The organism is Lactococcus lactis, assembly GCF_029023865.1.
GTDB classification, from domain to species: Bacteria; Bacillota; Bacilli; order Lactobacillales; family Streptococcaceae; genus Lactococcus; species Lactococcus lactis.
In genome coordinates, this window is sequence record NZ_CP118969.1 from 26,487 (window position 1) to 38,759 (window position 12,273).

Annotated in this window: 8 protein-coding genes, 7 tRNA genes, 1 rRNA gene and 2 pseudogenes; 13 read left to right on the top strand and 5 right to left on the bottom strand. The window is 36.0% G+C overall.

Features of this window, described 5'->3' with window-relative positions; all coding sequences use genetic code 11:
• The first annotated feature begins 48 nt into the window (after positions 1 to 48).
• The 13 genes and pseudogenes from ftsH to PYW37_RS00180 all read left to right on the top strand — a co-directional run bounded on the left by ftsH (position 49) and on the right by PYW37_RS00180 (position 8,796).
• Positions 49 to 2,136 (top strand): ATP-dependent zinc metalloprotease FtsH, encoded by a 2,088-nt coding sequence (gene ftsH, locus PYW37_RS00120; RefSeq protein ID WP_025017032.1) that lies wholly within the window; start codon positions 49 to 51, stop codon positions 2,134 to 2,136.
• Positions 2,137 to 2,357: 221 nt separating this feature from the next.
• Positions 2,358 to 2,429: transfer RNA gene (locus tag PYW37_RS00125), tRNA-Glu, on the top strand.
• Between the two features lie 5 nt (positions 2,430 to 2,434).
• Positions 2,435 to 2,524, top strand: a tRNA-Ser gene (locus PYW37_RS00130).
• 10 nt (positions 2,525 to 2,534) lie between these two features.
• A tRNA-Met gene (locus tag PYW37_RS00135) sits at positions 2,535 to 2,608 on the top strand.
• Positions 2,609 to 2,612: 4 nt separating this feature from the next.
• A tRNA-Phe gene (locus PYW37_RS00140) sits at positions 2,613 to 2,685 on the top strand.
• Positions 2,686 to 2,696: 11 nt separating this feature from the next.
• Positions 2,697 to 2,767 (top strand) — tRNA-Gly (locus tag PYW37_RS00145).
• Between the two features lie 14 nt (positions 2,768 to 2,781).
• A tRNA-Ile gene (locus tag PYW37_RS00150) sits at positions 2,782 to 2,855 on the top strand.
• A 2-nt stretch (positions 2,856 to 2,857) separates the two neighbouring features.
• Positions 2,858 to 2,973 (top strand): 5S ribosomal RNA (gene rrf, locus PYW37_RS00155).
• Between the two features lie 6 nt (positions 2,974 to 2,979).
• Positions 2,980 to 3,053: transfer RNA gene (locus tag PYW37_RS00160), tRNA-Asn, on the top strand.
• A 149-nt stretch (positions 3,054 to 3,202) separates the two neighbouring features.
• A pseudogene (locus PYW37_RS00165) lies at positions 3,203 to 5,025 on the top strand (PTS mannitol transporter subunit IIBC).
• Positions 5,026 to 5,083: 58 nt separating this feature from the next.
• Entirely contained in the window at positions 5,084 to 7,021 is a 1,938-nt protein-coding gene (locus tag PYW37_RS00170; protein ID WP_023189462.1) for a BglG family transcription antiterminator, read from the top strand.
• Between the two features lie 48 nt (positions 7,022 to 7,069).
• Entirely contained in the window at positions 7,070 to 7,501 is a 432-nt protein-coding gene (locus PYW37_RS00175; RefSeq protein WP_023189463.1) for a PTS mannitol transporter subunit IIA, read from the top strand.
• A gap of 137 nt (positions 7,502 to 7,638) precedes the next feature.
• Positions 7,639 to 8,796: a mannitol-1-phosphate 5-dehydrogenase gene (locus PYW37_RS00180; RefSeq protein ID WP_023189464.1), complete on the top strand. Its 1,158-nt coding sequence runs from the start codon at positions 7,639 to 7,641 to the stop codon at positions 8,794 to 8,796.
• Positions 8,797 to 9,683: 887 nt separating this feature from the next.
• On the opposite strand, the pseudogene PYW37_RS00190 reads toward PYW37_RS00180, so the two are convergent.
• The 5 genes and pseudogenes from PYW37_RS00190 to PYW37_RS00210 all read right to left on the bottom strand — a co-directional run bounded on the left by PYW37_RS00190 (position 9,684) and on the right by PYW37_RS00210 (position 12,271).
• Positions 9,684 to 10,006, bottom strand: a pseudogene (locus PYW37_RS00190) (sigma factor-like helix-turn-helix DNA-binding protein).
• A 24-nt stretch (positions 10,007 to 10,030) separates the two neighbouring features.
• Positions 10,031 to 10,441 (bottom strand): RinA family protein, encoded by a 411-nt coding sequence (locus PYW37_RS00195; protein WP_025017033.1) that lies wholly within the window; start codon positions 10,439 to 10,441, stop codon positions 10,031 to 10,033.
• Positions 10,442 to 10,514: 73 nt separating this feature from the next.
• Positions 10,515 to 10,817: a hypothetical protein gene (locus PYW37_RS00200; protein ID WP_025017034.1), complete on the bottom strand. Its 303-nt coding sequence runs from the start codon at positions 10,815 to 10,817 to the stop codon at positions 10,515 to 10,517.
• Positions 10,818 to 11,322: 505 nt separating this feature from the next.
• The gene (locus PYW37_RS00205; RefSeq protein WP_025017035.1) at positions 11,323 to 11,904 is read right to left on the bottom strand and encodes a hypothetical protein; all 582 of its coding nucleotides are present in this window, start codon (positions 11,902 to 11,904) and stop codon (positions 11,323 to 11,325) included.
• Between the two features lie 232 nt (positions 11,905 to 12,136).
• Entirely contained in the window at positions 12,137 to 12,271 is a 135-nt protein-coding gene (locus PYW37_RS00210; protein ID WP_021212087.1) for a hypothetical protein, read from the bottom strand.
• Between the last annotated feature and the right edge of the window lie 2 nt (positions 12,272 to 12,273).

Below are 12,273 nucleotides of genomic sequence, written 5' to 3' on the forward strand. Positions count from 1 at the left end.
TAAATTCTTGGCTTTTCTAATAATAAATAAACAAAAGATAAGGAAAATATGAATAACAACAAACAACCAAAACAAGGAAATTTTGTAAAAAATATCTTGATGTGGGTAATCTTGGCTATTGTTGTTGTTGTCGGTTTCAATTTCTTCTTCAGTAGTAATCAATCAAGCGTGGATAAAATTAGCTATTCACAATTGGTGACGAAACTTGACGGTAACAAGATTGAAAACGTCACAATGCAACCTTCTGATAGCTTAATTACTGTAACAGGTGAATATAAAGAACCTGTAAAAGTAAAAGGAACAAATAATTTCCCACTTTTAGGCAATTCTAGTAGTGAAGTTAAAAACTTCCAAGCTTATATTATTCCAACTGACAGTGTTGTCAAGGATATCCAAAATGCAGCTAAAAGTAATGATGTAAAACTTAGTGTTGTTCAAGCTTCATCAAGTGGTATGTGGGTTCAAATTCTCTCATACATCATTCCAATGCTTCTATTTGTTGGTATATTCTGGCTCATGATGGGCGGAATGGGCGCTCGTGGCGGAGGCGGCGGTGGAAATCCGATGTCCTTCGGTAAATCTCGTGCTAAACAACAAGATGGTAAAACATCTAAAGTTCGTTTTGCTGACGTTGCCGGTTCTGAAGAGGAAAAACAAGAGCTTGTAGAAGTTGTTGATTTCCTTAAAAATCCGAAAAAATATAATGATTTAGGAGCTCGTATCCCAGCAGGTGTTCTTCTTGAAGGCCCTCCAGGTACAGGTAAAACATTGCTTGCTAAGGCTGTTGCCGGTGAAGCAGGAGTTCCTTTCTATAGTATCTCAGGTTCTGATTTCGTTGAAATGTTTGTCGGTGTTGGTGCCTCACGTGTCCGTGACTTATTTGAAAATGCTAAGAAAACTGCACCATCAATTATCTTTATTGATGAAATTGATGCTGTTGGTCGTCAACGTGGTGCAGGTCTTGGTGGTGGTAACGATGAACGTGAACAAACCCTTAACCAATTGCTCGTTGAAATGGATGGTTTCCAAGATGATGGCAACTCAGTAATCGTTATTGCTGCAACTAACCGTTCAGATGTGCTTGACCCAGCGCTTTTACGTCCAGGTCGTTTTGACCGTAAAGTCTTGGTCGGAGCTCCAGATGTTAAAGGTCGTGAAGCCGTTCTTAAAGTTCATGCTAAAAACAAACCTTTAGCAAGTGATGTTGATTTGCACAATGTTGCTACACAAACTCCAGGCTATGTCGGAGCTGATTTGGAAAATGTTTTGAATGAAGCTGCACTTGTTGCTGCACGTCAAAATAAAAAAGAAATCAATGCTGCTGACATTGATGAAGGAATGGACCGTGCAATGGCTGGTCCAGCTAAGAAAGATCGTATTCAATCAATGCGCGAACGTGAGATCGTGGCTTACCACGAAGCAGGTCACGCTATTGTTGGACTCGTTCTTGAAAATGGATCTACTGTTCGTAAAGTTACCGTTGTTCCACGTGGACGCATCGGTGGTTACATGCTTGCTCTTCCAGATGAAGAAATCATGCAACCAACTAATTTCCATCTTCAAGACCAACTTGCCAGCCTTATGGGTGGACGACTTGGTGAAGAAATTGTCTTTGGTGTAGCTACTCCAGGGGCATCAAATGATATCGAAAAAGCAACACACATTGCTCGTTCAATGGTAACTGAATATGGGATGTCTAAGAAACTTGGTATGGTATCTTATGAAGGAGACCATCAAGTATTTATTGGTCGCGACTATGGTCAAACTAAGACTTACTCAGAAGCAACTGCTGTTATGATTGATGATGAAGTGCGTCGTATTCTCGGTGAAGCTTATGACCGTGCTAAAGAAGCAATTGAAACACACCGTGAGCAACATAAAGCAATTGCGGAAGCTCTGCTTAAATATGAAACACTTGATGCGAAACAAATCATGTCACTCTTCAAAACAGGAAAAATGCCTGATGAAGCAGCGGCAGCAGAAGTACCAGAACCAAAAACATTTGAAGAATCTCTCAAAGATGCAAATGCGAATGTTGATGATTTTTCAAACATTAATATCTATAATGGTGATGAAAAAACAGATTCTAAACCAGAAGAAAATAAGGAAAAATCAGAAGATGAAACAGCCGAATAAGGCTGTTTTTCTTTTTTTTTATGTTTTAGAATAAATGGTCTAGTTTATTCTTGACAAAAAATAATATTTTGATATAATTAAATAGTTGTCGTTTGAGACGACTGACTTTCTTATTATTCATCTAAAATATTATTTTGAAAAGATAACACAGTTTATTCTTGACAAAAAAATATAAAAGTGTATAATAGAAAAGTACTGTTTGAGACAGTACAACAATATATGGTCCGTTGGTCAAGGGGTTAAGACACCGCCTTTTCACGGCGGTAACACGGGTTCGAATCCCGTACGGACTATATCTGGAGGATTACCCAAGTCCGGCTGAAGGGAACGGTCTTGAAAACCGTCAGGCGTGTAAAAGCGTGCGTGGGTTCGAATCCCACATCCTCCTTTTTAATTATCGCGGGATGGAGCAGCTAGGTAGCTCGTCGGGCTCATAACCCGAAGGTCATAGGTTCAAATCCTATTCCCGCAATTTTGGCTCGGTAGCTCAGTTGGTAGAGCAATGGATTGAAGCTCCATGTGTCGGCGGTTCGATTCCGTCTCGCGCCATTCCTTATTTAGCGGATGTAGTTTAATGGTAGAACCCCAGCCTTCCAAGCTGGCTACGCGAGTTCGATTCTCGTCATCCGCTTAACTTAATATTTTGGGAGTTTAGCTCAGTTGGTTAGAGCACTGTGTTGATAACGCAGGGGTCCCAGGTTCGAATCCTGGAATTCCCATATTTGGTATTTATTGCATAGGAGATATACCTGTTCCCATGTCGAACACAGAAGTCAAGTCCTTTTGCGCTGGAAGTACTTGGGGGTTGCCCCCTGGGAGATAAAGACGATGCCAAGTTTACATTGCGGATTAGCTCAGTTGGTAGTAGCGCATGACTGTTAATCATGATGTCGTCAGTTCGAGTCTGACATCCGCAGTAACTAAGTCACCTAAGGGTGACTTTTTTTATTTTATAAATATCATCAATAAATCTTGGCACGCCTTTTTGTGTCAAGGTTTTTATTTACAGCTTTATTGGTAGCGGTTACAATATAATTATACTAGTTACTATGTAAAGGAGTCTGAAATGACTGATACTGTAAACTTAAAAGTACGAGTGCAAAAACTTGGTACCGCATTATCAAATATGGTAATGCCAAATATTCCTATTTTGATTGCCTGGGGGGTGTTGACGATGTTCTTCATTCCTGATGGTTTTACCCCTAATAAAACATTTGCAGCAATGGTTAGTCCGATGCTTGCTTTTCTTATTCCCCTAATGATTGGTTACACTGGTGGAAAAAATATTTATGAACATCGTGGAGGAGTGGTTGGTGCAATTGCGACTTTCGGTTCAATTATTGCCACAGCTAGTCTTTCTCTAGGAGGTCTAAACACTAAAGGAAACGTTCCTATGATTTTAGGTGCAATGATTTTGGGTCCTTTTGGTGCTTGGGTAATAAAAAAATTTGATGACTATGTTCAACCCATATTAAAGCAGGTCTAGAAATGTTGATTAATAATTTCTCAGCTGGTTTAGTTGGATTTGGACTTGCACTTTTTGCTGTAAAAGTGGTTGGTCCACTTGTAGCTTGGTTAACCGACGTGATGGGACATGGGGTCGACTTTTTAATTGCTAATCATTTGATTCCCCTTGCTAATCTTTTTATTGAGCCAGCAAAAATATTATTTTTAAATAATGCAATCAATCAAGGGATTTTATCGCCATTGGGAATTCAGCAAGTTTCTGAAAATGGAAAATCACTTCTATTTTTATTAGAAGCGAATCCTGGACCAGGACTTGGAATTCTGATTGCTTTTATGCTTTTTGGTAAGGGTTCAGCTAAAGCGACGGCACCTGGTGCGATTTTGATTCAATTTGTCGGTGGTATACACGAAATCTATTTTCCTTATGTCATGATGAAACCTGCGCTCTTTTTTGCTGTGATGGCAGGTGGGGTATCAGGAACCTTGACAAATAATTTACTAGGTTCGGGTCTTGCGGCTCCTGCTTCTCCTGGTTCAATTATTGCAATCACAGGAATGGCATCAGCTAAATCAGCGGGTGGTTTTGTAAATGTCTTATGTGTCTGGTCAGGAATAGCTGTGGCAGCAATTGTTTCATTTCTAGTTGCATCTTTTATTTTAAAACGGGATAAATCAATGATTGATGATTCTGCTTTTGAGAATGCAAAAGTAGGTGTAGCTGCAGATAAAGCTGTCAGTAAAGGACAAGTTTCTGTCAGCAATAATATTACTGACCAAGTCGATTTCTCTACGATTAATCATATTATCTTTGCCTGTGATGCAGGAATGGGTTCATCAGCAATGGGAGCCTCTATTTTGAGGAATAAAGCTAAGAAAGCAGGTTTGCTACAAGATGTTACTAATGTCGCTATAGCTAACTTAAAAGCAGGTTCTGACACAATTGTTGTGACACAAGATGAACTTGCTCCACGAGCTGCGATAATGGCTCCTGAAGCAATCAGATACTCAGTGGCTAATTTCCTCAATTCACCTCGCTATGATGAAATTATCAGTAGTTTATTGACTACTGATAATGATACAAATCAAACAATAATTACTGACAGACCTGTCAGTAAAAATGAGATAGACTTGAACCAAATTGATGAAGTTGTCTTTGCTCATGATGATTTACATATTGGTTCAAATACAATGGGCAAAGAAACATTAAAAGCAATATTCCAGATGCATGGTGTTAAAATTCCTATTTCTGATGTTGAATTTATTGGTTTAGGAGCATTTAATGCCAAAAATATCATGATTGTTTCAACAAAAGAATTTACGACAAGTGTAAAAAACGAAGCTCCAAATGCTCAACATCTTTTTGTTGAGTCATTAATTACTACTCCTGAATACATCAATATGGTGAAACGGATGAACAAATAAAAATACTAGCTGTTAATTGGCAGTCTAGTTATGAGTAGAATTTTAAAAAGGAATTTTTATGTTTTTAACAAGTCGTGAGCAAAAATTAATCCAGACATTTTTGAAACGTGGAAAGCTTACGATAGCAGAAATGATGGAAATTACAGATACAAGTCGCAGAACGCTTTATCGCGATTTGAACAATTTACAAAAGTCTTTACCAGAAAATATCAGTTTGGAAAATACTGATGAAGGCTATTTTTTGAAAGGGGATATCAATCAACTTACTCAAGCTCATGAATTAATAGACTATTCAATAAGTGAACGTTTGTATGGTGAGTTGCTTTTATTAATTGAAAATAAAGCATCTATCGCTTCTCTAACAGATTATTTTGGAATTAGTCAACCGACAGTAACTAGTGATTTGAAGCAAATTGAGCAAGCTCTGTTTGAAAATGAACTAGTACTAATCCGAGATCGTGGCTTAAAACTTAAAGGGGCAGAAGAAAATATTCGTCCAGTATTTGTGGCAGTGATTTATAATTCAGCAAGTATTCAGGAACTACTTCTTAATCAACTTTCTAACAATAAAATTTTAAGAATAATAGATTTAAATAAATTTAAGCAAGTTAATGAGGCTTTTAAACGTATAGATTTACCTGAAAAAATGACTGACAAAGTCAAAGTTTTAATGCAACTTTTTTGCTTAGTTGTTTTGCTGCGTTTGGATGAGGGGGATTCTGTCAGTAGTGAAACTCTGGGCAGACCAAGTAAGCAAGCCTTAAACTTTGTCAATAAGTTACTGACAGAGTTGCCAGTAACAAAATTTGTTGTTTCTGAGATCACTTATCTTGCATCAGTTTATGATATTTTATATTTTGGCTTTGGAAGAGAGCTGCTATTTATGGAAAAATTTGATACCGATTTTTCTTATAAAATTCGCCAACTCATTGATAAAGTTTCAACAATTCTTGAGATAGAATTTGGGAAAGATGACCGTTTATATGGTTTACTATATGCTCATCTCAAAGAATCAGAGATGTTACCAGTCCTCTTTCCTAAAAAAGAAAATGATTTTATCAAAAAGATAAATAAAGATAATCCTGAAATTTATAAAACAGTCAAAGAATCATTAAGGGAGGTCTTTGATAAGAATTTTTCAGAAATGGAAATTGCTTTTATAAGTCTTCACTTTGTGGCGACTCTTGAACGCAGTGACCTAGTTTTACCTTTAAGTGCCGCACTTGTCAGCAGTCGTGGAAGAATTTCTTGCGAATTTATCATGAGTAATTTAAGAAAGAATTTTCCCTTCTTAAAAAAGATAGAACTTATTCAAAGTTCAATCCATATCACTCAGGAAAAATATGACGTCATTTTTACAACAGAGAAAGAGTTAGATTACCTCTACATCAATCCAATGCTAGATCAAAAGAATTTGGAAAATATTCGTCACCAGCTGAGGTTAATTCAACAAAAATCACGAGCACTTACCTCTGATTCAGAAAAAGAAAAGAATTTTTTAAATCTCAATGACTTATTTTCAATAGGCAATGAAATATTAAAATCTTTTGAAATCCTATCTCTTGAAAATAAGGCAGAATTACATGATACTGTAAAACAAATTATTCAGCGAGTAAACCCAGAGGATAGTGGAGAACTCGTTCATTTGGTGGAAGAAAGATTTAAAGAAACACATCTAGCAATTCCAGAAACAAAAATTGCTCTCTTTCACGCAGTTCATTCATCAATCTCAAGTCCAATTTTTAAAATCTTTGACTTAAGTCAACCAATTGAAGGAATAGCAATGGATCATCAGGCTATTCAAATTGGACGAGTTCTATTGTTATTAGCGCCTCCAGAAGTTCCAGAGTATGTTTCCTTTTTATTAGGTAAAATCTCAAGTTCAATTATTGAAAACAAGCTTTATACTAGGATATACGATTCCGGAAATTATGAAATTGTAAGTGAGTTACTAAGAGAGATAATTATCGAAGCTGTTAAACATTATGATGACTAGGTTTACATAAGTTGTAAACCTAGTAAACCAAGAAAGGTAATTTTTAAAATGGAAATTCAAAAAAGTCTGATTAAAATTAATCAAAACTTTTCAAATAAAGAAGAGGCCATAAAATATTGTGGAAGTTTGTTGGTTGATGGAGATTATGTCAAACCTAACTATATCTCAGCAATGATTGAACGAGATAGAGAATTGTCAGTCTATATGGGAAACTTTATTGCAATTCCTCATGGAACTGATGAATCAAAAAAAGAAGTTTTAAAAACAGGAGTAGCCATTGTTCAAGTTCCTCGTGGTGTAAACTTTGGAACAGTAGAAAATCCTAAGATAGCCACAATGCTATTTGGAATTGCGGGGATTAAAGAGGAGCATCTTGAGCTGATTCAAAAGATTTCAATTTTTTGCGCGGACGTTGACAATGTTGTAAAACTTGCTGATGCTCAAACAATCGAAGAAATTGCAAAATACTTTGAAAATTAATTAAAAAATGGCACAGCTTTTAGTGCCATTTTTTATATTTACCAGCATAATGTAAAAGCTTACAATTGCTTATATAGAGGGATTTTAGAGGATTCTATTTGAACTTTTACTTTCTAAATAAAGGAGCAGTAAGTAAGATGAAAAAAGCAGTACATTTTGGTGCAGGAAATATTGGACGGGGTTTCATAGGTGAAATTTTGAGTAAAAATGGATTTGATATTCACTTTGTTGACACAAATAAATCTATAATTAACGAACTTAATAATCGGCATTCCTATGAAATTGGGATTGCAAGTAGTGAACATGAAAAAATTTCTGTAAAAGCTGTCTCTGGTATTAACAATAGTGAGAATCCTGAGGCAGTCATTGAAGCAATTGCAAAAGCTGATATTCTAACAACAGCGATTGGTCCTAATGTCTTACCTTATATTGCTGAGCTTATTGCAAAAGGACTTCAGAAACGTAAGGAAGAAAAGGTTCAGAGCCCGTTAGATATTATTGCCTGTGAGAATATGATAGGGGGCTCTGAATTTTTGGAAGAAAAAGTGTCCGATTATCTGTCGGAATCTGATAAACTTTATCTGTCTAAATTTATTGGTTTTCCTAATGCTGCAGTTGACCGTATTGTTCCTGCTCAAAAACATAAAGATGTTCTCTATGTTGAGGTAGAGCCTTTTAGTGAGTGGGTAATAGATGCAAGTCATTTAAAAAATAAAGAAATCAAACTTGAAGGAGTTCATTATACAACTGACCTCGAACCATTTATTGAGCGTAAACTTTTTTCTGTAAACTCAGGACATGCTGCAGTTGCCTATTCTAGCGCATATAAAGGTTATAAAACAATATTAGAAGGTTTACAGGATGAAGAAGTTTTGAATATCCTAAAATCAGTTCAAAAAGAAACACGCGCTTTACTTTTAGCAAAATGGGCTCAATATTTTAAGCAAGATGAGTTAATTAAATATCATGAACTAATCATTTCTCGCTTTTCTAATCCAGAAATTATTGATGAAGTGTCACGCGTGGCAAGAACACCTATTCGGAAATTAGGATATGATGAACGTTTTATTCGTCCAATAAGAGAATTAAACGATCGTAAGCTTTCTTATCAAAATCATCTAGATATTGTTGGAAAAATTTTTGCTTACCATGATGAAAATGATGATCAAGCCATTCAACTCCAAGAAAAACTAAAAATAACAGAACTACCAATGCTCATTGAAGAAGTGACTGGTCTAAGCAATCAAAAGTTGATTTTGGAAATCGAAAAGGTTATTAATCACTATAAAAAATAAAATTTGGGAGAGATGATGATTTTTTATTAATACAATTTATGATTCAAAATTTAACCGCTTTCTATTGAAAAAAAAGATAAAAAGTGTTATTATATAATCATAGAAAAAGCACTGGAATGTGCGAGCTCTTTCATTTTTTTGACCGACTATATTTGTATTGCATAGGGGTTCATGAGACATTCGGTAGCGTAATACCTCGAACGAAAGTAGGGGAAGCTGATGCGAAGCGAGAACACCCACCTGGCGTTTTAGCGGGTTCAATACACGGAAGAGCATACGGCATTCAATCAGTGTTTTTTTGCTATCCAGCAGACCTTAATAGAGGGTAAGAAGTGCGGTTTTAAGCGATTCTTTAAAAAATGATACCCACCAGAACCCATTAGAACCAAACGAACTCGTAATAAATCTCGTAATAAAAAAATAGTAAATTTTTGTCAGGCAAGGGGCTGTATATCTCGGATATACGGCTTTTTTATTTTGTCTCTTTTTTAGGAACTCGTAATAAAATGATTTTTCTATTCCCACGGTTGAGCGATTCTTGTTTTTTGAAATATGTCTAAGCTATTTTTATTCTATATTTTTTCAAAAACAGAACTTATGAACTATTTTTATAAACGTGTCAACCACGGTTGTTGATAGGATTATTCTCGTTGTTTTTAACAATTTCATAGTACGTTAAGAGTACTTAGAAATACCCAGCGTCCTTACAGTTGAGCGATTTATATTCAGAAAAAAATTTTTTTCTGACCTGCGTACACTTGGAAAAGGCTAGACTCACTTGGTTCTTTTTAAAAGTTTTGAAATACTTAATAAGTGGGGGGATACCTAACCGACAGCCCATAGTTTGCTGTCTGTGAGCTTTTAATATGTTTTGCGGTAAATTATATTCAATCAACCTCACGCGCGTGCTGTGCTTGTTCTGTGGCTTTCTTTATAATCTCTTTCACTTGTTTAATAGCTGGGCTTGTGTGGTTTCTAACAGTACGTTCGTTTAACAGATAACGACTTGCAACCTCTGATAGTGTCAAGCGTTCCATATATCTAAGTCTTATTAACTCTAGGTCATCATCACTCAATTAATCAAACAGCTCTGTCATTGCGTTGAATATAAAGCGTTGTGGTGTGAGTTGGTCTGTGCTGTCTATCCTATCAGTCCATACTCCATAACTCCCGAAAGATATAACCTGATATTAAACTCTGTTTTATTCATAGTATCACCCTCCAAACAAAAACACTACAAAACACGCGATACATCTTCTTTGAAAGCAAAGTATATTTTTTTCGCTCTCTTGATAGGTATGTCTATGCCTGCGCTCTCTAACTCCATAGCGACACGATACCACGTATAACCGTTATACCCTTTATACCTTAACTCTATGATTCTTTTTTCTGATACTGTTAAAGTATTGTATAAAGCTCCTAAAAGTTCAAGTGTTCGCCTTAATCCTATCAGCTCTTTATCCTCTTCCATGCGTTCCTTGTCTAATGTGTTCCCCTCTGGCTCCGCTGTGCCTTTATAAGCTGTTCTAATCCCTAGGTTATCCTGTTTTACCCTGTATATATAACGGCTCTCTATTGCTTTTATTTTGGCTTGTGTGCGTCCGTTAATATAATCGGCTATGATTTTATCTATTTTATCTTTCACGCTTCCTCCTCTGTTAGATTTTCAAAAGGGTTGCTAATACTCAAGTTTCCGCTAAAAACCTGCAATATCATACCTATTCATCATCATAAAGCTGTAAGAAGTAGTAAGCTCCATTCTTGGCTAACTTCCTGATATATCCCTCTGACACTCCTTGCTCACGCGCTATGGTTGTATAGTAAGTACGTTTTAGATGATGACGGACAATAATCTTATACTCTCTTGGGTGTTCGGCATTGAGTTGCTCAAAGACTTTGTTTATATGCTTTGTCTCAGCTTGTGTAAACTCATTTTCTCCGAACTCATAGACACGCCAAATTTTAAATATAATATCCTCAAATCGTCTGTGTTCCTTGTCTGTTATTAATGTTTTACTCATATTGTTGTCCTTTCTTGTAAAAATAAAAGTGAGGTTTTGTGAGATTTTCGTACCTGCTATATATAAAATAAAAGACAAGTTTTGTCAGGTTTTCGTACCCCTTTAATCTTTTAGGAATATCCAACATTTTCCAACAATTCGTACCCTTTTTTAGGGTGTAAGATTTGTAAGATATCGTACCTCCTTTATATTGAAATGCCTTACCAAAACCTTACCAGTTTACCTTAGTATAATCTTAGTAGTAAAAACAAACGCTCAAAAAGTATAAAAGTAGGTGTAACAACATATATCATAACGCTTATGACACAGAGCTACTAAATTAAAGTACTTGTATTCGTTTGGTTTTGTACCAGTTTACCTACCCAAAACCTCCCTAACTATCTCTTTTTAGGGGAGACAGAATCGACAATATCGTACCTGTGCTAGATGAAATACCTTGTCTAAACCTTGCCTAATCGTACCCACATAACGACTAAAAGCCCAGTCATTGACTAGGCATTTTTAGTTATTCTTCTAATTCAAAGCCGATTAATTCTGCGATGTTATCCAAAGCATTGATATTCATATCTGCCAAGTCTTTCGCTGTGATGACTGTACCGTCTGTAAATTGTGGCACTTCGTGGATATCATCTTTAAACATGGAATGATTGAGCGCGTGCAAGTCTTGTAACTGTGCTTTGAGTGCCAATTCATGCGGTTTGTTTTTACTCTCTGCTGAAAGGCTCATTTCATTCAATCCTAACGCTTTAATCAAACGTTCAATACTATCAGTCAATAAGTCCGCAAAAACTTGTACGTCATTGCCTGATATTTCATGAGGCGTAAAAGTAAGTTGTTGCATTTCCTCAATGATTGATTTTACTGTTTCTTGTGGCTCGTCTTCCTGTGTTTCTGTCAGTTCGTCCACAGATAAGCCCAAAACTTCTGTAAGTTTGACTAGGTTCTCGCGCAATCCTTCCGCTAAGTCTTTCTGAGTGGCTGGAGTTTCGTTTGCTCCCTCAATATTAATCAATTTTGAAGTGGGTTCTGAAAGTTCACTTGTAAGTGTAAAAAGGTTAGATAAGATTGTTTTTGTATTTTGGCTCATTTTATTTTCTCCGATTTTTCTATGTAGTAATTTGTAGTATTTTTTATGACAACATTTGTCAACACTTCAATTTGTCGGACAGCGTGCTTTTTTCATGTTTTTATTTCCTCTGATAAATTCCTAGCGAGTAGGTGTTTTTTCGGTAACAGAGTAACAGATACCTATAAATGGCTTAACCATAAGGTTAAAGCTGTTACTTCTAACAGTAACGTGTTACCGAACTACAGTTACATTATTTATTTACTACCTCAAATCCGGCTAATATAGCACCAGCAACTAAGCCTGACATGATTTCTTTGTCTGTCAGTCCTTGCTTTTCTGCTTCATCAAGAACTTTTCCAAGTTCTTCAATTTCTTTATCATTCATAA

What these genes read in the sequence shown, in the direction of transcription:
- ftsH (WP_025017032.1), top strand. Translation starts at nt 49, where the DNA reads ATGAATAACAACAAACAACCAAAACAAGGAAATTTTGTAAAAAATATC.
- PYW37_RS00170 (WP_023189462.1), top strand. Translation starts at nt 5,084, where the DNA reads ATGTTTTTAACAAGTCGTGAGCAAAAATTAATCCAGACATTTTTGAAA.
- PYW37_RS00175 (WP_023189463.1), top strand. Translation starts at nt 7,070, where the DNA reads ATGGAAATTCAAAAAAGTCTGATTAAAATTAATCAAAACTTTTCAAAT.
- PYW37_RS00180 (WP_023189464.1), top strand. Translation starts at nt 7,639, where the DNA reads ATGAAAAAAGCAGTACATTTTGGTGCAGGAAATATTGGACGGGGTTTC.
- PYW37_RS00200 (WP_025017034.1), bottom strand. Translation starts at nt 10,817, where the DNA reads ATGAGTAAAACATTAATAACAGACAAGGAACACAGACGATTTGAGGAT.
- PYW37_RS00205 (WP_025017035.1), bottom strand. Translation starts at nt 11,904, where the DNA reads ATGAGCCAAAATACAAAAACAATCTTATCTAACCTTTTTACACTTACA.
- PYW37_RS00210 (WP_021212087.1), bottom strand. Translation starts at nt 12,271, where the DNA reads ATGAATGATAAAGAAATTGAAGAACTTGGAAAAGTTCTTGATGAAGCA.